The following is a 22543-nucleotide window of genomic DNA, read 5'->3' as shown; positions in this document are numbered from 1 at the left end:
CGAGCTACTCAATTACCTCAAAACCACTCGCCAAATTTTAACTCGTTTTCACAGATCGCTTGGAAGCTTTGGGCGCGGAGGTTATCGCGATCGTTTCGCGCAAATAATTCAGTGGCCAGCCATTTTCGAATTCGGAGCGGACGAGTCGTACCGCCACTTGTTCGGGCGCGGCGGAATCTCGCGAGACCCACAACTGATGGTCGCAAATCGCCAGCATGGCTCGATCGCCATGACTATCGCCGGCGCCGAGGTAAGGCCGGCGTCCGATGGCGTCCAGAATGCACGCCACCTTGCCGGAGTAAGTTGGCAGCGGATACGCAAGGCGGTTGGTGAGTTTGAATTGGTTGAGCGCCTGGGTTTGCAGTTGCGCGTATTCGGGATTCTCGCGCACCAGCAGCGAGTCCTTGTAGAGGCGATCTTTGGTATCGGCTAGCAAACAGGAAACGCCGATGACCTGATCGGCCCGGATGCCTCCGCCGGCGCCGCGCGCTCGCAGCAGTGGATTCAACGCCTCCAGCACGGCGGTGCGCACCGTCCATACGTTGCTGGCGGAGACAATCCAGACATCGTAGGCGTGCCGAATTAATTCCGCCAACAGCTCCACGACTTCCGGGTGAAAACGTGGAATTGGAATGGGCGTGCCTTTCGGCGTGACGCGAATGGCCGTTTGCTTTTTCGCTCGAGACAGCGCCAACACTTTTCGCGTTGCGGCCACGACCTCCGCCACGCGCATCCCGCTCATGACTTCCAGTGCCCAGGTGTAACTGGTGGCATACGGACGCGGGTCAGCGGGGCCATGCGTGGTCGGGTGCAACAGCGCCAGGTAATAATCCACCAAACTCGGAAAGGAATTCAGGTCGCGTCGAGGTTTGCCGTCCGCGCGGAATGCGGGTGAAATTCCCTTCGGTAGCGTTTTGGGCGTCAATCGTCCCGAATGAACCAGGCAGGCCAGTGTCGCTTCGCCGAGATCGTGTCGGGTAATGGTGTTATCGAAATCGAACACCACGGGCAGATTTTTTCCCGCGCCGCGTTGGATGACTTTCCACACCGCCGCGCGCCCACCGCGTTCCCACGGAACTACTGCTCCGGCGGCTGGCGAAGCTGTTGCCCGGCGGGGTTTGGTAATTTTTTTGGCAGTCATTGGCGTCCTGGTCGGCCGTTGTGAATCAAACGCCCGGGTTTGTAACAAGGAAGGCGCGGGTGTGCCATCGCCCTTTTGGGGGAGGGTATGAGACTTGTCAGATAGACTGGATTGCTTTAGAAACCACGGCGGCACATGAACATCACGACTTTCTCGTTTCCCACTCCAACACTTTTTGGCGCCGGCGCCGTGGCGGGGTTGCGCGCGCGCGCCGAACGGTTGGGAATGAACCGTCCCTTGGTGGTCACCGATCCCGGTTTGGTGAACACCCCCGCTTTTCAAGCGCTCACCCAGGCGTTGGGCGCGGATCGGAAGGACCAGGATTGGTTTGTGTTTTCGGGCGTGCATCCTAATCCAGTGGAGCAGGACGTCCGCGATGCGGCGGCGGCTTTTCGGGCGCACCAATGCGACGGCGTCATTGCCATCGGCGGCGGCAGTCCGCTGGACGTTGGCAAGGCCGCGCGGCTGCTGGTGAAACGTCCGGGATTCGAGCTGTCGCGATTTTACGACGAGCCGGATTGGTCCAATCTGGTTCCGTGCGTGGCCATTCCCACCACGGCGGGCACGGGTAGTGAAGTGGGGCGCAGTTCCGTGGTCACGCTTGATTCCACTCATCGCAAGGCGGTGCTGTTCCATGCCGAACTGCTGGCCAAGCTGGTCATTTTGGACCCGCAACTCACCGTCGGTTTGCCTCCCAAGTTGACGGCGGCGACCGGTGCGGACGCGCTGACGCACTGCATCGAAAGTTTCACCTGCCCACAATTTCACCCGATGTGCGACGGCATTGCGCTGGAGGGAATCCGGCTCATTGTGGAAGCGTTGCCGCGCGCTTATCACCACGGCGACGATCTCGAAGCGCGCGGGCACATGCTCGTCGCGGCGGCAATGGGCGCGGTGGCCTTTCAGAAAGATTTGGGCGTGGTCCACTCGCTGGCGCATCCGCTCTCGTCGGTTTGCGGATTGCACCACGGTCTGGCCAATGCGCTTTGTCTGGTGGCCGGCATGAAATTCTGTGCCGCGCGCAAATCTGGAATTTACCGTCGCGTGGGACTGGCCTGCGGTTTGGAGGTGTTGAAAGTCGCCGCTGCGGAAGCGGACCAGCAAACCATCCAGTTCATCGCCGATTTTCTGAAGCGCATCGGATTGAACACCCGGTTGAGCGACCATGGCGTCAAACGCGAACACCTCGACGCCCTGGTGACTCAAGCGGTGGCCGATCCCTGCCACAAAACCAACGTCGTACCGGTGACGGCCGACGATTTCCGGCAGCTTTATCTTGAAGTGTTATGAAGTATCCCACGCAACTTTTTGTGGACGGCGCTTATCGGGACTCCCAATCGGGACGACGTTCGCAACTGATCAATCCCGCGACTGAAAATGTTTTGTGCGAAGTCGCGGCGGCGAACGCAGCCGAAGCCGGCGCCGCGGTGGAATCGGCCCATCGCGCCTGGAAAAACGGCTGGCGCGATCTCGCTCCCGGCAAACGTGCGGCCATGCTGTTTGCCGTCGCGCACCGACTCCGCGAGCACCTCGAGGAAATCGCCCAACTCGAAATGCAGCAGATCGGCAAGCCCATCAGTGACGCGCGCGACGAAGCGGGTTTGGGCGCGCGCGTGTTTGAGTATTACGCCGGAGCGATCTCACGCTTCGGCGGCGAGACGTTGCCCGTGGCCCGCGGCGGTTTTGATTTTACCTTGCGACAACCCCTGGGCGTGGTCGCGGCCATTGTGCCGTGGAATTTTCCGTTCCCCATTGCGTGTTGGAAAGCGGCCCCGGCGCTCGCGGCGGGGAATTGTGTCGTGCTCAAACCCGCCTCCATCTCGCCGTTGACCGCGCTTAAACTGGGCGAGCTGGCGCACGCAGCCGGTTTGCCGCCGGGCGTTTTACAAATCGTGCCCGGACCGGGCGGCGCCATTGGTGAAGCGCTCATTACGCATCCACAGGTGCGTAAAGTTTCGCTCACCGGCTCGACTGAAGTCGGGCGGCGCGCGATGGAACTGGCGGCGCGTGATTTCAAACGAGTCTCACTGGAACTGGGCGGTAAATCGCCCAACATCGTCTTTGCCGATGCGGACTGGCAACTGGCTGCGGACACCTCGCCGTTAAGCGTGTTTGCCAATACGGGACAGGATTGTTGCGCTCGCAGCCGGGTTTTTATTGAGCGTCCAATTTACGAGCAGTTTGTCGAACGCTTCGTGGCGGCGACAAAAAAACTCGTCGTCGGCGATCCCACCCAACCGGAAACACAGTTGGGGCCGCTGGCTTCGGCGAACCAACGCGCAACGGTTGAGGAATTTTTGGCCGACGCGCGGAAGCGCGGCGCCAAATTTGCGTGCGGCGGCGGACGTCCGCAGTCCCGGGGATTTTACCTCGAACCAACGGTGCTCCTGGAAGTGGGGTTGACCGATCGCTGTTGGCGCGAGGAAATCTTCGGTCCGGTCGTTTGTCTCACGCCGTTTGACGACGAAGCGGCCATGCTGGAAGCGGTGAACGATTCACCGTTCGGCTTGAGCGGCTCGATCTGGACGAACGACCTGCGCCGGGCGTTGCGGGTGGCGCGACGGGTCGAGAGCGGCGTGTTGAGCATCAATTCGCACAGCAGCGTTCACGTCGAAGCGCCGTTCGGCGGCTACAAGCAAAGCGGCATCGGGCGCGACCTCGGGATGACGGCGCTCGAAGGTTATACGGAGTTGAAAAATGTTTACGTGGCGGAATAATTCAGGACTCAATAGCGCGTATGAATTTGAACCAGTTGTTGGCCAAGATAAAAACCGGCGAGATTGATACGGTCATTGTGGCGTTCCCCGACGTCTTTGGCCGATTGGTGGGCAAGCGTTGCACGGGCGAATTTTTCCGCCAGCACGCGCGACAGGGCACCCACGGTTGCAGTTACCTGTTCACCGTGAACCTGGAAATGGATCCGCTGGATGGCTTTCAACTGGCCAACTGGGACAAGGGTTATGGCGATTTTGAAATTCGCCCCGATTTCGCCACGCTGCGGGTGTTGCCCTGGCAACCGGGCACGGCGCTGGCCATTTGTGATACGCTCCACGCAGACGGGCAACGGGTGGCGGAGGCGCCGCGCTCCGTTTTGCGCGCGCAAATCGAGGCGCTGGCCCGCCGCGGTTGGCACGCCGCCGCCGCCAGTGAGTTGGAGTTTTTCCTCTTTAACCAGACGTACGAGGACGCTTTTGCCGGTGATTATCAGAAGCTGTTGCCCTCGAGCGATTACCGGATTGATTACCACACGATGCAGCCCACGCGGGACGAACCGCTGTTGCGCGCGGTGCGCAACGCCATGACCGCCGCGCGGGTGCCGGTGGAATCGAGCAAGGGCGAGTGGGGTCGCGGCCAGCATGAAATCAACTTCGTGTATGACGAACCATTGGCGATGGCCGACATGCACGTGTTATTCAAACAGGGATTGAAGGAGATGGCGGCGCAACAGGGCAAGGCGGTTTCGTTCATGGCCAAACCCTGGCATTCCGAAGTGGGCAGCAGTTGTCACATCCACATCAGTCTGTGGCGTGGGGGGCGGAATTTATTCGCGGACGCGAAAACCGGCGGCACGAAATGCTTCCGCCAGTTCCTCGGCGGTTTGATGAAATACGCACCGGAGCTGAGTTATCTGTTCGCGCCCACCATCAATTCCTACAAACGCTATCAGTCCGCCAGTTGGGCGCCCACGCGGATGGCCTGGTCGCGCGACAACCGCACGGTTGGTTTCCGTGTGGTGGGGCACGGCAACTCGTTCCGCATTGAAAACCGGATGCCCGGCGCGGATGCCAATCCGTATCTGACGTTTGCCGCGATGATGGCGGCGGGATTGGCGGGCGTGGATGAAGCATTGGATTGCGGCGACGAATATGTCGGCAACGCCTATGCAGATAAAAAATTGAAGGCGCTGCCCACTTCCTTGCGCGAGGCGGCGGATTTACTTGATCGCAGCAAACTGGCCCGCCGGGCTTTCGGTGATGCAGTGGTGGATTTTTATGTCCATACCGCGCGGTTGGAAGTTCAGGCGTTTGAAACTTCGGTGACGGATTGGGAGCGCCGCCGTTACTTTGAACAAATCTAATCCGCCTCAATTCACATGACTGATTCCGCGCCCTCCGCCAAAGCATCACCCGCTGGTGAGACGATGCTGCGTTCCTGGCAGACGCGCATCTTCTGGCTGCTCTGGGGGGCGTATGCCGCTTATTACCTGTGCCGGGTTAATTTCGCCGTTGCCCAACCACTGATCCTGAAGGAATTCCCCACGTGGTCGAGCACGCACATCGGCATGATCCCTTCCACGTACGCCATCTTCTACGCCATCGGGCAGATGGTGAATGGAACCTTGTGCGCGCGATTTGGCGCCCGGCGGATGATTACGATTGCGCTGTTGATGGCCGCCTTGACCAACTTGTTGTTTGCCTTTGCCTCCTCCTTCAGCGTCATGCTGGTGTTGTGGGCCATCAATGGCTGCGCCCAATCCGCCGGCTGGTCGCTCGTGGTGCAGACGATTGCCAATTGGACCACCTCCAAACGCCGCGGCACCGTGGTGGGACTCATCTCCACCTGTTACACCGTCGGCAATGTCGCCTCGTGGCTCCTGGCCGGGCAGCTCTGTGAATCCTTTGGTTGGCGCACCGCCTTCTGGGTGCCCAGCATGGTGTTGTTCCCATTCGCCGTGGTTTTCTACCTGTTCTTGCGCAATTCCCCGGAGGAAGCCGGCTTGCCCGCCGTCCGCGACGATATTCACGAGGCCGCGCCTTCGAATGCCAATGGCCCGGCGACCCCGTCGGCTGATGAATTGCCGCTTCGCGAGATTTTGCGTCTCACTTTTTCGAACCGGATTCTGTGGATTCTGGGCATCGGCTTTTTCTGCATGAACGCGGTTCGATATTCCTTTATGAACTGGAGCGTGCAATACATGGCCGATTTTCAAGGCCGCTCCATCAAGGGCAGCGCCTTCACTGCGGTGGCCATTCCATTGATCGGCTCGCTCGGCGCCATCACGGCGGGTTGGATGTCCGACGCCCTCTTTGGCAAGCGGCGCGCGCCGGTCTGCGCCATCATGCAAGTGGGCCTGGCCGTGGTTTGTGTGGGCTTCGCCTTCGTGCCGCAAGGCGCATGGGTTCTGGCCACCGTGATGTTGGGGTTGGCGGGTTTCATGATTTACGGCCCGGACATGTTGATGAGCGGCGCTGCCACCATTGACGTCAGTCATCCGCGCGCCGCTTCAATCGCCACCGGATTCACCATGTGCCTGGGCGCGCTCGGCTCAATCTTCTCGGGCGCCGGGATCGGCTGGCTGCGCGACCTGTCCCGAGGCAACTGGAATCTGGTTTTCTATGTGCTGGCGGGGTTGGTGTTGGTTGCCGCTGGTTTCATGGTATCCATCTGGAATGCGCGCCCCAAAGGCGCGAAGTAAAGCAACTCAGACAAACGCGGTTCCATCCACCTTGGTTGTCATTATTCCCAACGGCCCTCCGCAGTTGCGGCGGATCAGTGAATCATTGGATCGCAGACGTAAGTCCGCACCCCAGCCGATCGCTCGCGCTCGCGAGCCACGAGTGGACAGCCGTGCGCGGAATGATTACGGGAGGTTTGGAAAATTGGCTTGTTGCCTACGAAGTCCTGACGTAGCTTGTTCAGCAAACCAAGTATCGAGGTGATGAAATTGTATAGCTACTCTCAGACCCGGCGATCAATGACGCCTGCCCAGCGGGGCGGTTTCACACTGATTGAGTTGCTGGTCGTGATTGCGATTATCGCCATTTTAGCCGCCATGTTGTTGCCGGCCTTGAGCCGGGCCAAGGTCAAAGCCCAGGGAATTTCGTGCTTGAACAACGGGCGCCAAATCATGCTCGCGTGGCGGCTTTACGTGGATGATAATCAAGATCGCGTGCCGCAATCCTATGGCCCCAACCAGTGGGTGAATGGCAAACTCAATTTCAACCTGGCCAATCCGAGCAACTGGAATCCGGAAACGGACCTCATGAAAAGTCTGCTTTGGCCCTACTGCGGTAATAATTTGGGCATCTGGCGATGTCCTGGTGATCGCTCTACGGCGCGAGCGACTGCCGGTCCCAATGCGGGCCAGTTGGTGCCGCGAGTTCGCAGTATTTCCATGAACGGCTGGTTCGATAGTACGGACATCGCGGGATTCGCGCCGTCCGGATTTCGCGTTTACAAAAAGATGAGCGACCTCACCAGTCCCGGCCCGGCCATGACGTGGGTTTTCCTGGATGAACGGGAGGACAGCATTAACGATGGTGAATTCGTGGTGAGCATGTTTGGCTATCCGTCGAATCCAGGCCAGTGGATGCTGGTGGATTATCCGGCCAGTTACCACGGGCAGGCGGGCGGCCTGTCGTTTGCCGATGGTCACTCGGAAATTCGACGTTGGAAGGATGCGCGGACGATGCCGGCGCTCCGATCGGGTCAGGGATTGCCCTTGAACGTGGTGTCGGCGAACAATGAAGACGTGCTTTGGTTGATGGAACGCTCGACGCGGTTGCGCTGATTTAATCTTGGGAAGTAACCCCCCGCTGCGGAAATGGCGGGCTGGGGAGCTGGGTTCGAGCGTGGCGCGAATCCCGAGGGAACGCAGGTAAATTTTGCTTGCAGGTCAGCGGATTTGTATAAACTGTCGGTAACAATCGCCAAAGCGTAATCACGATATGAAGACAAAAAAATGTCTCCGACCAGGTTCAGCTTCGACCCGAATAAAGCATTTTGGCTTTACGCTGATTGAATTGTTGGTGGTGATTGCGATCATCGCCATTCTCGCAGCGATGTTGCTCCCCGCGTTGTCCAAAGCCAAAGAAAAGGCGCAACGCACCATGTGCCTCAACAATCTCAAGCAGTTGCAGTTGTGTTGGATCATGTACGCGCATGACAACAACGACACCTGCACTCCGAACGGACCGGGACTCAATCCCAACATGAAAGATATTCCGGGTTATGAGGCTTGGATTTACGGGGACGTGCAAGTGGACATCAACACGACCAACATCGAGCAGGGGGTGCTCTTTCCTTACAATAAATCCACCGCGATTTATGTCTGCCCGGATGACAAGTTCATGGTGGTCAAGGGCGACCAGAAGTACCGCACAACGCGGAGTTTTTCGATGGTTAATTTCATGCCGCCCGTCGGGAAAAAATACTCCACACTCAATGATCCCAAGCCGGCCAAGGCGCTCGTTTTCATGGAGGAACAGGAAAATTTCACCGGCCAGACTTATCGCAATTTTATTAATGACGGAAATATCGGCTTGCGCGCCTATCCGAGACGCGAATGGGGTGATTTGCCGGGGCGCCGTCATAATAACGGCCTGATTGTTTCCCTGGCGGACGGCCACGTCGAGTTTTGGAAATGGAAATCGCCCAAGCGCAATCCTCCGACGCGCGGCCGCGGCGCTTTCCCCGATGAATGGTCGGACTTGGATCGCATCCAGCAGCATCTTCCCGGTTACGGGGTGAATCCTTGAGTGAGATTCCGCTTCGCTTCCGTCTCGCCGCCGGTCAGCCACCGGTTTCAACTTGAAGCCGTCCTTCCAGCGTCGCCGTGAGCCGTGAATTCCTCCGAGCGGATGGAGTGGGTTTGATCGTGGTTTAAGGTGGAGACCGCTCCAGGGAAGGCGTGACAAATCCCGTTGAGTCGTCATGCTTTTCGGCCTATGAAGGAAGTCAAGGCGAAGGGCGCGTCGCCGAAGCGATGGCGCCGGTGGTTGGGGCGAACGCTTCGTTGGGGTACCTACCTCGTAATCTTATTGGGTTTGGTGGTGATCTTCTGGCTGCGCGTCGCGCTTTACGATCATTTCGTTCGCTTTCCCCGGGAAGCGGCGGCGTGGCAGGAGTTGCGCGCCGAACGTCAGGCCGTCACCAATGACGCGGGCTGGACTGAGTATCGCGGGATCTTACATTCCCATTCGCATCTTTCGCACGATTCCGAGATGTCTTTCGAGGCGATTCTCCAGGCGCTCGACGTGGCGGGTTTGGATTTCATTGGACTCAGCGATCATTGCACCGACGGGCGGGCGGATTTTAACGCGCAATGGCGCGGGTTGCACGGCGGGAAGCTGTTCATTCCCGGTTTTGAAATGCGGGATGGCGTCATGCCATTCGGTGTTGCCCCGGGAGTGGTGTTGAGCAATCGAACGGAGATTCCCGTTCTGGCGCAGCAGATCGTAACCAACGGCGGCGTCCTGTTTTTCGCGCACCCGGAAGAGCCGCGCGTCTGGGAACTGCCGGAGCTGACCGGCATGGAGATTTACAACATCCATAGCGACCTCAAACGGTTGCGTGGCGGCTTGTTCGCGATTTTGCCGGAAGCCATTGTGAATTTGCGACGCTATCCCGATCATGTGTACCGGAAGCTGTTTAACCGGCCCACGCGTTTTCTCCAGCGGTGGGATGAGTTGAATCTCACGCGACACATCACGGGCACGGCGGGAAATGATTGCCATCAGAATGTTGGCCTCCGGGCCTTTTACACGGCGGCGGATACGATCCGCATCGAAGACACGAGTCCCAAAGTGTTGGCGGAGTTTTCCTTGAATTGGTTTACCCGTCCGTTGGCGCGACTCAGTTTTGGCCGTTTGGAGGTGAACCGAAAACTGTTCCACGTTCAACTCGATCCCTATGAACGCTCCGCGCGCTTTGTGAATACGCATGTGTTGGCGCGGGAGTTGAGCGAAGCCGCAGTGCTGGATGCGTTGCGCGTCGGACGGGTGTTTATTGGCTTCGACATGATGGCGGACAGTTCCACGTTTCGGTGGCTGGCGCAAAACAACTCGGGTCAGGCGATGATGGGGGAATCGCTTCCCTTTGACCCTGTGACCCGACTGCGCGCGTTGGCGCCGTTGCCGTGTCGTTTTACGATTCTGCGAAACGGGGAAGCGGTGCAGCAGTTGGAAGGGCGGCAATGTGAATGGACGCCTTCGAGTCCCGGGAAATATCGCGTCGAGGCGGAGCTTAAAGTCCGGGACGAATGGGTGCCGTGGGTTTACGCGAACCCGATCGAGTTGAAGTAACGTCGGGGCATGCTCACGTGATGACTTCGGTTCGGACCAGGGAAAGGTAATTCCAGCGGCGGGCCGAGTCGTGTGAGTAAATTCTCCCGGATCGCGCGCTGCGCCGATTGATCGAATAAGAATGTTTTTGAAATCAGGCGGAATCCCGGCCATGATGCCCATCCGCGTGGAGCCAACCGGAACCCCAACTGGAGTTGACGTGATGGATCTTCGCGCTTCGGAGCGGGCAAGCGCCTGAACTCCCACCAGACATGAAACGCACACATCATTGCAATGAATTGCGTCCGACGCACATCGGACAAACGGTTACTTTGAACGGCTGGGTTCATTCCCGCCGCGACCTCGGCGGGCTTATCTTTATTGACGTTCGCGACCGCGAAGGCCGCACCCAAACCGTATTTGATCCTTCGGATTTGCCGGCTGCCCTTTTCGAGCGCGCCGCCGCGTTGCGCAGCGAGTGCGTGGTCAGCCTGACTGGTAAAGTGCGCCAGCGACCGGATGGCACGAACAATCCCAAGATTCCGACGGGCGAAATCGAGGTCGCCGTGCAGTCGCTTGAAGTGTTGAACATGGCGGACGTGTTGCCGTTCCAGATTGATGATCCGGAGGCGGCGGCCAAAGTGGCGGAGGACACGCGCCTGCAATATCGCTACCTGGATTTGCGGCGGCCCGAGATGGCGCACCACCTTCGGCTGCGTTCCAAAGTGGCCATTGCGACGCGCCAGTTCATGGATGAACAAGGTTTTCTGGAAGTTGAAACTCCCACGTTGTTCAAATCCACGCCGGAGGGCGCGCGCGAATTTCTGGTGCCGAACCGTCGCGAGCCGGGCACGTTTTACGCCTTGCCCCAGTCGCCGCAGCAGTTCAAACAAATTCTGATGGTGGCCGGCGTGGAGAAGTATTTTCAACTCGCGCGCTGCTATCGCGATGAGGACTTGCGCGCGGACCGGCAGCCGGAGTTCACGCAGGTGGACATCGAGATGAGCTTCATTGATCGGGAAGACATTTACGCGCTCATTGAAGGCTTGCTCGCTCGCATTTGGAAAACGGCTTTGGCGGTGGACGTGCCGACGCCTTTCCCGCGTATTTCATTTGCTGAAGCTCTGAATCGCTACGGTATAGACAAACCCGATACGCGCTTTGGCCTGGAGCTGGTGGATTTCACCGAGGAATTCAAAGCGAGCACGTTCAAGGTGTTTTCCGGCGCGATTGCGAACGGTGGCGTGGTGAAGGCGTTGAACGCAAAAGGACTGGCGGGCGCCACCCAGGGGCAGATTGAAACCATGACGGAATACGCCAAGAGTTTCGGCGCGAAAGGACTGGCCTTCATCAAAGTTGAGCGTGCGAGTGGCGCCGCCGCCGCGTCGCCAAAAGGTGACGGTAGCGCCTCTGCTGCCGGTGCGACGGAGGCGTCGCAGCCACCGGTCGAATGGAAATCACCGATCGTGAAGTTTTTTAGCGCGGCGGAGAAGGAAGCCTTGACCAGGAAGTTAAACATCGAGGAAGGCGATTTGATTTTATTCGCGGCGGACCAATGGCTGAACGCCTGTGAGATTCTTGGCAAGATCCGGCTTTATTGCGCGGATATTTTGAAAGCGCAGGGGAAACTGGTCATTGATCCAAAGCGGTTCAATTTCCTGTGGGTGATTGAGTTTCCGTTGCTCGGTTTCGACCGCGAACAAAACCGCTGGTATTCCAGTCATCACCCGTTCACCGCACCCGTGGCGGAAGATATTCCACTGTTGCAAACCGACCCGAAGCGGGTGCGCGGCCAGCATTACGACATCGTCGTCAACGGCATTGAACTGGGCGGCGGCTCGATTCGGATCCATCAACCCGAGGTGCAGAAGACCATCTTCGAGGAACTGCTCCAGATTCCACCGGACGAGACCAAGCTGCGCTTTGGTTACATGCTCGAAGCGTTCCGTTACGGCGCCCCGCCGCATGGAGGCATCGCGTTGGGCTTCGACCGGCTTATTGCGATTCTCTGCGGCACGCCGAGCATCCGCGACGTGATTGCCTTCCCGAAGACTGCGAAAGGCACGGATTTGATGACGAGTTCGCCTTCGACCGTATCACCGAAGCAACTGCGCGAACTTTACATTGAGGTGAAGGTGAAAAAGCCTGAAGTGCCCGCTGTGTCGAAAGCGTAACCGCAAAAGACGCGAACTTTGCGAAAAGCGTCATGGAGTGTGCTGGCAGAGTGTAGTGGCGACAGCGCTTTTGGGCGGGCGGAAAGGCTTCTTTAATCGGACAGCTTTCGTGCGTGCAAAAGCGGCGTGGCGCTACGCTTCCCGCCGCAGTCCAAAACGTCGTTGGTGCGGGCGGACATGGATGATTGTTTCAGCGCCGTAGGCGCGGAATCTTTGTAGTTCGTAAACCTAAAATGGAATCAAGCTCCGTAGGAGCGGCATCGGCGGAAATATGTCGCTCCTACAGAGCTGGTGATTTTGGCGCGGACGTTTCTACAAATATGTCATGCCTAACGGCGCTGAGAAAGGTGGCTGTCGTTGTTGAATCTTCACGGATTTAGCCGCTGGCGAGGGGTTGTCACCGTTCGCTGCTGTGACCAATGAAAGTCCGCCGGACTGAACCCTGCCGGGCTGCCGCTGGGCCGGGACGAATTGGAAGCGAAGTTTAGGTGATCGTTGGCGATAGCAGGGCATGGAGAAGAAACCCTCCCGCGACCGATTGGTTCAATCTTGCTTCCAAAAACTTCACCCGCCAGTGCAACCCCCAAAGCAAACGCTAATGTCTGGGGAATACTATGTTCCGCAACTCCGCATGTTGCTTCGACAGGTGGAAGCCATTCTGGGGCGCGCCATTTCGTTGGAAGAATGGGATGCTCTCTGATGCGTTGGACATCCGCGACGTGATTGCCTTCCACGGTTTCACCGAAGCAACTGCGCGAACTTTACATCGAGGTGAAGGTGAAGAAGCCGGACGTAGCCGCAAGGAGTTCTTGCCCGGCAGCCGGAACGTTCTTACGTTGGCTTCATGGCCGCCGAGCCTGATGAAATGCGCGAGTTCCCGCCGCCCACACCGGCGCCGCCGGAATTGTGCCAGCGCGCCTCTGCCTTGGTGCGTGATCATCCCGAGTGCTTTTGGTTCTGGCATCCAGAAGCGAGCATTCGCCACCTTGAAGATGTACGCCTGGTGGTGGAACACCTCCGTGAATACGGCGACCGCCGCGCTTGGTGGGACGCCCAGGAATTACACCGATGCCTCTCACCACTTTACAAAAAGATATCCTAGCGGTTCTCGCAGCGAATCGGAGCGAGGAAAGCCATTTCGCGGGCGGGATCGTGTTGAATGCCACGGACGATTCGGCGCGGTTCTCGCATGACTTCGACATTTTCCATGAACTGGCGGGGGAAGTCACGCGCGCCAGCAATCGGGATGTGGAAAGTTTGCGGCGCGCGGGCTTTGAGGTGGACACGTCATCAAGAAATAATGAGTGGAAAGAAGATGCCACATTTCGCAAAGCAAGAGTACGGCGCGGCGAGCAATCCGTGGAGATAGATTGGGCGGCTGATTCGGCTTTTCGTTTCTTCCCGATCGAACGGGACGCGCTGCTCGGCTGGCGACTACACCTGTTCGACATGGCAACCAACAAGGCACTGGCACTGTCCGCCCGCACGGAAACGCGCGATTACGTGGACATCGTGGAATTGCACAAAACTTTTCCATTGCCGGCAATCTGTTGGGCGGCGTGCGGCAAGGACCCCGGGTTCAGCCCGCTCTCGTTGATCAAAATGATGAAACGGTTTGCCAAGGTCAGCCCGACGGAACTTGATAAGATCAAAGCCCGCGCGCTCGACCCGGTGAAACTCAAGATGGCGTGGATTGAAATGAGCGATGCGGCGGAGGCGGAGATGATTCGGGTGGCGGATGAGCAACCGGACCTACCGATTGGAGTGGCGTTTGTGGACGCGGCGGGCCAACCGGGCTGGATCGGCAATGATTCCTCGTTGCGAATTCACGCGCCGTCCGTGCGCGGCTGCTGGCCGACGGTGCATGGGTTGGAGCTGTAGCGTCAAGGCATCCGTGCTCGCCGCTCGGACAAAGTCGTTGCCGTAGAGACTTCAGCACCGCTGGCGCTGGAAAAGCGGCGTAGGGTTTCACCCGCCACCTGTGATATCCACATTCATCTGTGGCTGAATCGGTCTGGTTTTGGGAGGGCGCTGGTTGTAAGCTGCGCGGTATGAATCGCGTTAAAGTTGGTTGTCCGCTTGAGTATATCCCGGCGTTGCCCGATGCGGAGCTGCGGCGAGGCGGAATCGTTCCCCAACCAAAACGCGTGGAGGGGCAGGGGTGAATCACGAATGGATGCGAATTCACTCAAATCAGGAACGAGGCCGCGTCAGGGGCGGAGGAGATCGCGTGTGACTTCTTTTCTGCTGGCGCTGCTGTGTGGCTATGTGTTGCTCGTGCTATGCGGCTGCGCGTGGCAACGTAAATTGCTTTATCACCCGGCGCGTTATTCGCTGGCGGAAGAAACCGCTCTGGCGCGGGAACGTGGCTTCAGTCTTTGGACCAATTCCGCAGGTGAAATGATGGGATGGAAATATGTCCGATCTGATGACGCAACCTGGAATGTCTTGATTTTGCACGGCAATGGCGGAGCGGCAATCGGCCGTGGCTATCTCGCACAATCCATCAGTCAGGCGACGCCCGCGGACGTTTATGTGTTGGAATATCCCGGTTATGGCGCGCGTGGCGGGCGGCCCAGCCTGAAAAGCTGGTTGCGTTCGGCTGAAGCGGCGCTGGCTGCGTTGCCGCAAGGGCGATCCACTTATCTGGTCAGTGAATCACTCGGGACCGGCCCCGCGGCGCATTTGGCACGGCGCCATCCGGAGCAAGTGAGCGGAATGGTGATGTTTGTGCCGTACGACAGTTTGCCGGCTCTGGCACAGAACCGTATGCCTTGGTTATTGCCCTATTTTTTCCTGCGTGATCGCTATCGTCCCGCCGCCTGGTTGCGGGATTATCGTCAGCCGATCCAATTTGTGATTGCGGGAGCCGATCAAACCATCCCGCCCAAGTTTGGCGAGCGGCTCTATGAAAATTATGCCGGGCCGAAGCAGTTGCAGGTGATTTCTGGAGCCGCGCACAATGAAGCCACGGAACACCCTCCCGAGTGGTGGCGGGACACCTTCGACTTCCTGATGCACCCCTCTGATCGGTGAGGTTGAACCATGGTGATTGCCCGACCACCGGTCCGCCGCGATCAGTTTTTCTACGGACGGTTGAACGTCACCACGAGGCCGAAACCGGTCGTGACCGGCCTTCCCGCGAGGGCGTTGAAGAAATTTCATGTTTTCCCAAAATAGTTGTTGCATTACCCACTTGAGCTTTTAATATCGCCGTTGTCCCTAAACCAAGATAAAATGATGAAAACCAAAATCCTAACCTGTGTCACAGCGTGCAGCGTTGTGTTATTCACCGGGGTTGCCTCTGCGGCGACCTTTACCGTTACCACCACCGCATCTGATGGAGCGGGCAGCTTCTCGCAAGCCATTCGAGATGCGGATGCCAGCACGGATCCGTCCGACTCGATTGTCTTCAATATCCCAGGAGCCGGGCCGCATTATATTTATCCGCCGGCTAAAGGGTTTCCCTTGGTTATCAAGGACAATTTGACCATTGACGGCTACAGCCAGCCGGGGTCGGCGGTAAACACCGCTCCCATCACGGAGACGAACAACGCGGTGATCAAGATTATTTTGGACGCGCGAGCGCCAAACAATAACTTTCGCGATATGGCCTATGCCAATTACGGCACCCTGATCACTTCCGATCCGGCGATCAACAATTCCGCCATGGCCAGTGAACGCGCAGGTTATGGCGAGGAAAATACGGATCCGTACGAGCCGGGTGAAGTAGCCATTTTGGGGGTTTACCGCGCACAGAATGTCACCATCAAAGGGCTGGCTCTCCTGGGTCAGGAAACCGGCACCGAGTATGGAATTGCCGTGGCGCTGGATTACGGTCTGGATAACAACGTCAAGAATTGGTGGGAATACGATCAAGGTTCCTGCCGGGGATTGCATATTTCCGGTTGCTGGGTCGGAGTGGATCCGGTCACGCACGAATTCGCCCGGAGCGGCGCCGCAATTACGGCGTTCCGCCACCGTGACGCCAGCGGCGGCGCTCGTCCGGAATTGCCCAACTTGGAAAATGCGACCATTGGCGTGAAAGCGGGCGCAGCTAATCCGCGCGCCGAGTTCAACGTGCTGTCAGCCTTTGAATACAGCATCGCTGCCGAAGGGATGCGTTGCACGGTGGCTGGCAATCAATACCTTGGTACGGCCGAGTTCCCGTCCCCGTCGGAGATTGGTCGGTACAATGACACCCAGGTGCCCAGTATCGTCATCGGAACGGATGGCGACGGCGTCAATGATGCCGAGGAAGGAAACTTGTTTGTCTATGGCGGACCGACGTTCTATGGAACGAGTGACAAGGTGTTTGTTATCGCTGGAAACACGTACGGTTTGGAACGGGATGGTTCCCGTCCGAAAACCGGCACGGCTTGGGCGGTTGACGAAATGAACTTGAGCGGCAAGAGCAAAATGCGGTTCGGTTCCAATTTCGATGGCGTGAGTGACGAACTCGAGGCCAATACGGTTTATGATTCCATCGGGATAAGCGTCAATTGGAATGCGCCGGACGACAATGCCTGGATTCTGATGCGCGGCAATTCCTTTGTGAACTGCTTCCCAATGATTGATGACAGTATGGGTTACACAACTCTGAACAAGTTTATTGATGAAACGTCACCCTATCCGTTTAAGCCCATGATTACCGCTGCCACGGTAAGCTCGATTTCCGGCACGTGTGGGGTGCCGCTGTCGAGCGTTTCACGGGTGATCATTGATGTGTATGAATCGGATCCGGAAGGGGATTTGGCCGGCGTGCCGCAGGGCAAAAAGCATCTTGGCAGTTTTGAGGATAATTCCGCGGCGGATTCCAATTCGACGGCGGGTGAATTCACCTTCAATGTTGCCAGCCTCGGTATTCAAGCGGGCACTTCGATCACCATCACCGCCACCTATATGAAGGAGGCCAAAGTCCCGACGGTAAGTTCGTTTGAACGGAGTGGTTCGACCACCACCATCAACTTCACCGATGTCGTGCCGATGCATAGCGTTGTTCGCGCGGCAACGGCCAACGGTCCTTACACTGAGATTGCCCAGGTGGCTGCGAGTCCGGCGATCTTTGATGATAACGCCAGCGCTTCGTTCTATCGCGTGGCAGCACCCAGCGCGGTGGGCGGCGGTCAGACCAGTGCGTTTGCGGATGTCTTCTCGGTCACTGCGAATTAAGGTCCGAGATCGCTGAAACCAGGCGAAAATTCCAACAGCCCGCCGGAAACGGCGGGCTGTTTTGTTGTCGCAGTCCAAAGCGCTGCCGCGCGTATGCTCGTTCATGAATTCAGGGCGGTCGTCAGTTTGATGTCCGCGCGTGGTTTGAAGTGGGCGTCCGCCTTCATACCAAATGGCGTCATTTCTTTGCTACGAAGTACGCTTGACGTAATCCATAGGCGGACGTGAAACGGGCACAACATTCAATGAACACCACTGCGAAATACGCCAACCACGCGAAATCTTGGACAGAAGTAACAGCATGAATCCCGTGTTCCATCAAATTTACGGCGACATTAAAAGCGCTATGCCAACTCTATGAATCTCAGGAACGTAGTTTGGTTTGTTTGTGCAAGCATTTATTTTTTAGTGGCGTGGGGAGGGATTGTCTCTGGCGGCGACTTCCGGCGTGCCATTGTTCCCGGTATTTTGTTCGCAGCTATTATTTCGTTGTTTCGCTGGCTGGCTGCTGGCTCGAAATGAATGTGGTTATCGCGCGGTTTATCAACTGCTCCAAAACGCATGCACTGGACTCCATGGATTGAAGCGGTGGCGGTGGCCCTGCTCGCGGCGGCGGGAGCCGGGTTGGGCTATTGGTTTTCCCGGTTGCGACGACCCTATTGGGTGCTCGGCTATTGTCTCCCGCTGGGGTTGATCGTCATTTATGGAATTGCCGCGCGCCATCCAGCGCTCGCGGTCGAACCACCCCTCGCCTGGATGATGATGGGGCGAAACAAATTCGCGGTGGTTGGCCTGGTGGCCGCAATGGTGTTGACCACGCCATTATCCCGAATCTCCGGCCGACGCGCCCGCGTTTTGATTGTCATCCTCATGATGGTGATGGTTGCTTTCGTGTCCGTGTGGCCGTTCCTCGCTCCAGCGTTCAATCGCAGTTATCTCGCGCAGTTGAAGACCCGCCTGGACGAGGATGGTATTTGTCGCCAGAGCAATGATTACAACTGTGGTCCCGCCGCGGCGGTGACGGCATTGCGTCGGTTGGGATTCCCGGCGGAGGAAGGCGAACTGGCCATTCTTGCACATACGAGCACGGCGACGGGCACGCCCCCGGACATTCTCGCCCGAGCCTTGCAGGAAAAGTACGGCACGGACGGATTACTCAGTGAGTTTCGTGGGTTTCAGAGCGTGGATGAATTGCCAAGCACCGATCTTACGCTGGCGGTGGTCAAATTTAGTTTCATGCTGGATCACTACGTGGCGATTCTGGCGGTGAATGACGATCAGGTCGTGGTGGGCGATCCGTTGAGCGGGAAAACCATTCTGTCCCGGGACGAGTTTGCCCGACGCTGGCGCTATGTGGGCGTGGTTTTACGTCGCGCCCCTGCCGCGCCGACCACTGATTCGGCGCCAATTGGAAACCCGCCGCGTTGAAATTCTTTTGCGACCCGACGCGCTCGCTTATGCTGGAGTCATGGATTTATTGCCTTTTGGGGAGTTGCCGCCGTTCAAGCCGCGCCAGTTTATTCCGGCAGATTTAACCTTTACGGATTGGCCGCGGATGGCGCCGTGGTTTGACGCGGTGGAGGACCGGCTGGCGCTGGCGCGTTCGGCAGCGGATTTGGAAGCAGTGCTGATTGCGTGGAGTGAATTGAGCGCCGCCGTAGATGAGGAGGCATCGCGCCGTTACATCGCGATGACGTGCCACACGGATCATCCGGAAGCCGAACAGCGTTACCTGCAATTCGTGGAGGAGATCGAGCCGCAGCTCAAAACGCGACAGTTTCAACTGGAGCGCGCCTTCATCGAGCATCCGCAGCGGAGTCAACTGCCGTCGCGCCGGTTCGAGGTGCTGATTCGGAGCGTGAAAAATCTGGTCGAACTGTTCCGCGAGGAAAACGTCGCTCTGGAAACCGAGGAAGCCAAAATCGGTCAGCAGTATCAGAAATTGAGCGGGGCGCTGACGGTGACGTTTCAGGGAGAAGAACGCACGTTGGTGGCGATGGGGAAGTATCTCGAAGAACCGGATCGGCCGTTGCGAGAGGAGGCCTGGACGCTGGTGGCGCAACGCCGCTTGGAGGAGCGGGAGGCGTTTGAAACACAGTTGGAGCAGTTACTGGCACTGCGGCAACAGATCGCGCGGAACGCGGGTTTCCGCAACTATCGCGATTACGTCTTTCGCGCCAAGGGCCGCTTCGATTATACCCCGGCGGATTGCGTCACGTTTCACGAGGCGGTGGCGCAGGAGGTCGTACCGGTGTTGCGGGACTTGCAGGAACGCCGTCGGCAACAACTTGGGCTGGAACGGCTGCGGCCGTGGGACACGGCGGTGGATCCGTTGCAACGTCCGGCGTTGAAACCGTTCACGGACGTGGCGGAGTTGATCACGCGCACGCAAAAGATTTTTGACCGGCTGGACCCGCAACTGGCCGTCGGTTTTGCCAAACTGCGTACGGCAAAGCTGCTGGATCTGGCCAATCGCAAGGGCAAGGCGCCGGGGGGCTATCAATCCACGCTGAACGAAGCGCGGCTGCCGTTTATTTTCATGAACGCAGTCGGACAAAAGCGGGACGTGGAAGTGTTGCTGCACGAGGCAGGACACGCCTTTCACGCGCTGGCGGCGCAGAGCGAGGATTTGCTCGCCTACCGCAGCGCGCCGATCGAGTTTTGCGAGGTGGCGTCCATGAGCATGGAACTGCTTGGTAATGAATTCCTCGGCGAATTTTACACGGGCGACGAAATCCGCCGCGCCCGGGTCGAGCATCTGGAGAGCATCATCAGCGTGCTGGGTTGGATTGCCACGGTGGATGCGTTTCAACATTGGCTCTATACACATCCGGGACACGATCGGACCGCCCGCGGCGCGGCGTGGAATGAATTGATGGATCGCTTCGGCGGCAGTGTGGATTGGAGCGGTTATGAAGCGGCGCGCACCCATTTATGGCACCGGCAACTGCACATTTTCCTCTACCCGTTTTACTACATTGAATACGGAATCGCGCAGTTGGGCGCGTTGCAGGTCTGGGCGAATTCCAAACGCGATCGGCGTCAGGCGCTGCACGATTACCAGGCCGCGCTGGCGTTGGGCGGATCGCGGCCATTACCCGAACTGTTCGCCGCGGCCGGGTGTCGGTTTCAGTTTGACGCGAGCATCATCAAACCGCTCGTGGAATTGCTCCGGGGCGAGTTGACGAAACTGCACGCGTAAAATGAGTCGCACCAGCGTGCGGTGCGCCACGGGTGAAATTACTTGCGCCGATTGCGTCGCTGGGCGGATTTGAAGAGTTCCAACTGCGGACCTTTGAAAAAGTCGTAGTGCTTTAAAATCCGGAGGATTTGCAGCAGGTCCGATTTTTGATAATTGCGGTTGGCGGCCACGGATTGGACCAGATCAGTCAGCAGGGTGCGGAATGGGATGACGGCGTCCACGCCTTTATTGCGGAGCAGAGTGATGCTTTGCTCGCGCGCCTCGATGGGGTGCGGCAGGGCGGGAATGATGAGAATTTTTAACGGTGCGCCGTTCAAGCCGAAGGCTCGGGCCGCGCGTTGAAAGACCTTGGGATTGACGAAGCGAAAAATTTCGGGCGTGCCCGCCAGTCGCGCCGAACTGAACGTCTCGGTGTGCCAGCCTTTGACGACGACAATCGCGCGTTCGATTCCCGGCAAATCTTCCGAGCGCAGAACGAAGGGCAGGGCGGTGTCACGGGAAGTGGCCAGGGGATTCAGAACGAAAAAGTCAATGTCGTCCTGCTCGCGCCGGGTCGGGCTGATGTATTTGCGATCCTGCCGCACGAGGAACTGGTGCAGCTCGAAGTATTCGCGAACGATGCTTTCACTGACCGCGCTCATGGCTTCAAGAACATGACCTGTTGCTCGGCGCGGCTGCGGTGGTGCGGACAAGATCAGGCATGATTGCTCAGGAGAGTTTCCAGATCCGGTGCGGGCACGCGTTGTCCCCAAGTTACCTTTCCGATTCGGTTGGCGAGCACGAATTTGATTTCACCGGCGTGAACTTTCTTATCCAGCTTCATGGCGGCCAGCAGCTTGGTGCGACAGGCGGCCGTCAACTTTACCGTGGTTGGCAAACCCGCGCGTTTGAACAGCGATGCGATGCGTGCGGTGTCCGCGGCTTTCAGACCGCAGAATTGCTGGGATAACCGGGCGGCGGCCACCTGACCGATGGCGATCGCCTCGCCGTGCAAATATTTGCCGTAATGCGAAATGGCCTCGAGGCCGTGCCCGATGGTATGCCCAAAATTCAGGATGGCGCGAAGGCCACTTTCGGTTTCGTCCTGGCTCACAACCTCCGCTTTGATTTCGCAACAGCGCGCGATGACGGGGGCGAGTACCGGATTTTTGCGTTGTAAAAGCTTGGGGAGATCGCGCTCCAATCGTTGAAAGAATGGCGCGTCGTAAATGATGCCGTACTTGATCACTTCAGCCAGACCCGCGCGAAGTTCGCGCGAGGGCAGGGTGTGGAGCGCGGTCAGGTCGCACAATACCAGTCGCGGTTGATGGAAAGCGCCGACCAGATTTTTGCCCGCCTTCAGGTTGACGCCGGTTTTGCCTCCGACCGAGCTGTCCACTTGCGCGAGCAGCGTGGTGGGCACTTGCACGAACGGAATGCCGCGCAGATAAGTGGCGGCGACAAATCCCGCCAGATCGCCAACCACTCCGCCACCCAAAGCGACGATGAACGAGTGCCGTTCGAGCCGGTGCGCCGCGAGGCGCCGGTAGCAACTTTGTGCGGATTTGAGGCTCTTGGCGATTTCGCCGGCCGGCACGACGACGAGCGCCGGGTCAAATCCAGCGCGCGAAAGGGAGTTGTAAGCCGGTTTGGCATACCAGCGGCCAACGTGCGCGTCGGTGATGATGGCGCAACGTTTGCCGAGCCTCAGCCGCGCACATTCGACCCCCAGTTTGTTGATCAATCCGGAAGCGATCTTGATGTCGTAACTGCGGCGGCCTAGTGAAACTCTGACAGTGCGCACGCCGGGAAGGATAAAGGCTGGAGCGAGACTGTCAAAGCGTCTTGTGCGCTTCCCCAGGAAGCATCGTTT

17 protein-coding genes are annotated in these 22543 nt (G+C 58.2%); 14 read left to right on the top strand and 3 right to left on the bottom strand.

Annotated elements, in window-relative coordinates:
- Positions 1-37 precede the first annotated feature (37 nt).
- Positions 38-1141: a haloacid dehalogenase-like hydrolase gene (locus M9920_16765; GenBank protein ID MCO5053931.1), complete on the bottom strand. Its 1104-nt coding sequence runs from the start codon at positions 1139-1141 to the stop codon at positions 38-40.
- Between the two features lie 135 nt (positions 1142-1276).
- Between M9920_16765 and M9920_16760 the strand changes: the two genes are divergently transcribed.
- The 14 genes from M9920_16760 to M9920_16695 all read left to right on the top strand — a co-directional run bounded on the left by M9920_16760 (position 1277) and on the right by M9920_16695 (position 20691).
- A complete protein-coding gene (locus M9920_16760) occupies positions 1277-2431 on the top strand; it encodes an iron-containing alcohol dehydrogenase (GenBank protein MCO5053930.1) in 1155 nt (384 codons plus the stop codon).
- Positions 2428-3858, top strand: coding sequence for an aldehyde dehydrogenase family protein (locus M9920_16755; protein MCO5053929.1), 1431 nt, complete (start codon positions 2428-2430; stop codon positions 3856-3858). Before M9920_16760 ends, M9920_16755 begins: the two co-directional genes overlap by 4 nt.
- A 20-nt stretch (positions 3859-3878) precedes the next feature.
- Positions 3879-5219 carry a glutamine synthetase family protein gene (locus M9920_16750; GenBank protein MCO5053928.1) on the top strand — a complete coding sequence of 447 codons (1341 nt, stop codon included), beginning with the start codon at positions 3879-3881 and terminating at the stop codon, positions 5217-5219.
- Between the two features lie 15 nt (positions 5220-5234).
- The gene (locus M9920_16745) at positions 5235-6557 is read left to right on the top strand and encodes an MFS transporter (GenBank protein ID MCO5053927.1); all 1323 of its coding nucleotides are present in this window, start codon (positions 5235-5237) and stop codon (positions 6555-6557) included.
- 279 nt (positions 6558-6836) lie between these two features.
- On the top strand, positions 6837-7652 hold the full coding sequence (locus tag M9920_16740; protein MCO5053926.1) for a prepilin-type N-terminal cleavage/methylation domain-containing protein: 816 nt from the start codon (positions 6837-6839) through the stop codon (positions 7650-7652).
- Between the two features lie 157 nt (positions 7653-7809).
- Entirely contained in the window at positions 7810-8619 is an 810-nt protein-coding gene (locus tag M9920_16735) for a DUF1559 domain-containing protein (protein MCO5053925.1), read from the top strand.
- Positions 8620-8808: 189 nt separating this feature from the next.
- Positions 8809-10164: a hypothetical protein gene (locus M9920_16730; GenBank protein ID MCO5053924.1), complete on the top strand. Its 1356-nt coding sequence runs from the start codon at positions 8809-8811 to the stop codon at positions 10162-10164.
- Between the two features lie 251 nt (positions 10165-10415).
- Entirely contained in the window at positions 10416-12317 is a 1902-nt protein-coding gene (gene aspS, locus M9920_16725) for an aspartate--tRNA ligase (GenBank protein ID MCO5053923.1), read from the top strand.
- 844 nt (positions 12318-13161) lie between these two features.
- A complete protein-coding gene (locus M9920_16720) occupies positions 13162-13419 on the top strand; it encodes a hypothetical protein (GenBank protein MCO5053922.1) in 258 nt (85 codons plus the stop codon).
- Positions 13386-14198, top strand: a complete 813-nt coding sequence (locus M9920_16715) for a nucleotidyl transferase AbiEii/AbiGii toxin family protein (protein MCO5053921.1) — start codon at positions 13386-13388, stop codon at positions 14196-14198. The genes M9920_16720 and M9920_16715 overlap by 34 nt, the downstream gene beginning before the upstream one ends.
- 351 nt (positions 14199-14549) lie before the next feature.
- The gene (locus M9920_16710; GenBank protein MCO5053920.1) at positions 14550-15353 is read left to right on the top strand and encodes an alpha/beta hydrolase; all 804 of its coding nucleotides are present in this window, start codon (positions 14550-14552) and stop codon (positions 15351-15353) included.
- A gap of 201 nt (positions 15354-15554) precedes the next feature.
- Positions 15555-17489, top strand: coding sequence for a hypothetical protein (locus M9920_16705; protein ID MCO5053919.1), 1935 nt, complete (start codon positions 15555-15557; stop codon positions 17487-17489).
- Between the two features lie 561 nt (positions 17490-18050).
- On the top strand, positions 18051-18917 hold the full coding sequence (locus M9920_16700) for a cysteine peptidase family C39 domain-containing protein (GenBank protein ID MCO5053918.1): 867 nt from the start codon (positions 18051-18053) through the stop codon (positions 18915-18917).
- 40 nt (positions 18918-18957) lie between these two features.
- Positions 18958-20691, top strand: coding sequence for a M3 family oligoendopeptidase (locus tag M9920_16695; GenBank protein MCO5053917.1), 1734 nt, complete (start codon positions 18958-18960; stop codon positions 20689-20691).
- Between the two features lie 38 nt (positions 20692-20729).
- Here M9920_16695 and M9920_16690 read toward each other — a convergent pair whose 3' ends face one another.
- Both M9920_16690 and aroB read right to left on the bottom strand, forming a co-directional pair.
- Positions 20730-21332 (bottom strand): hypothetical protein, encoded by a 603-nt coding sequence (locus M9920_16690; GenBank protein MCO5053916.1) that lies wholly within the window; start codon positions 21330-21332, stop codon positions 20730-20732.
- 53 nt (positions 21333-21385) lie between these two features.
- On the bottom strand, positions 21386-22474 hold the full coding sequence (gene aroB / locus M9920_16685; protein MCO5053915.1) for a 3-dehydroquinate synthase: 1089 nt from the start codon (positions 22472-22474) through the stop codon (positions 21386-21388).
- Between the last annotated feature and the right edge of the window lie 69 nt (positions 22475-22543).

This window comes from Verrucomicrobiia bacterium (assembly GCA_023953615.1).
Taxonomy (GTDB): Bacteria; Verrucomicrobiota; Verrucomicrobiia; order Limisphaerales; family JADLHS01; genus JADLHS01.
Note: the sequence above shows the minus strand (reverse complement) of the source record. Positions and strands in the feature narration are given on the sequence as shown.

Coding starts and splice junctions, on each gene's coding strand:
- M9920_16715 (MCO5053921.1), top strand. CDS start 13,386: ATGCCTCTCACCACTTTACAAAAAGATATCCTAGCGGTTCTCGCAGCG.
- M9920_16730 (MCO5053924.1), top strand. CDS start 8,809: ATGAAGGAAGTCAAGGCGAAGGGCGCGTCGCCGAAGCGATGGCGCCGG.
- M9920_16705 (MCO5053919.1), top strand. CDS start 15,555: ATGATGAAAACCAAAATCCTAACCTGTGTCACAGCGTGCAGCGTTGTG.
- M9920_16755 (MCO5053929.1), top strand. CDS start 2,428: ATGAAGTATCCCACGCAACTTTTTGTGGACGGCGCTTATCGGGACTCC.
- aspS (MCO5053923.1), top strand. CDS start 10,416: ATGAAACGCACACATCATTGCAATGAATTGCGTCCGACGCACATCGGA.
- M9920_16700 (MCO5053918.1), top strand. CDS start 18,051: ATGCACTGGACTCCATGGATTGAAGCGGTGGCGGTGGCCCTGCTCGCG.
- M9920_16750 (MCO5053928.1), top strand. CDS start 3,879: ATGAATTTGAACCAGTTGTTGGCCAAGATAAAAACCGGCGAGATTGAT.
- M9920_16690 (MCO5053916.1), bottom strand. CDS start 21,332: ATGAGCGCGGTCAGTGAAAGCATCGTTCGCGAATACTTCGAGCTGCAC.
- M9920_16695 (MCO5053917.1), top strand. CDS start 18,958: ATGGATTTATTGCCTTTTGGGGAGTTGCCGCCGTTCAAGCCGCGCCAG.
- M9920_16745 (MCO5053927.1), top strand. CDS start 5,235: ATGACTGATTCCGCGCCCTCCGCCAAAGCATCACCCGCTGGTGAGACG.
- M9920_16720 (MCO5053922.1), top strand. CDS start 13,162: ATGGCCGCCGAGCCTGATGAAATGCGCGAGTTCCCGCCGCCCACACCG.
- M9920_16735 (MCO5053925.1), top strand. CDS start 7,810: ATGAAGACAAAAAAATGTCTCCGACCAGGTTCAGCTTCGACCCGAATA.
- M9920_16760 (MCO5053930.1), top strand. CDS start 1,277: ATGAACATCACGACTTTCTCGTTTCCCACTCCAACACTTTTTGGCGCC.
- M9920_16765 (MCO5053931.1), bottom strand. CDS start 1,141: ATGACTGCCAAAAAAATTACCAAACCCCGCCGGGCAACAGCTTCGCCA.
- M9920_16740 (MCO5053926.1), top strand. CDS start 6,837: ATGACGCCTGCCCAGCGGGGCGGTTTCACACTGATTGAGTTGCTGGTC.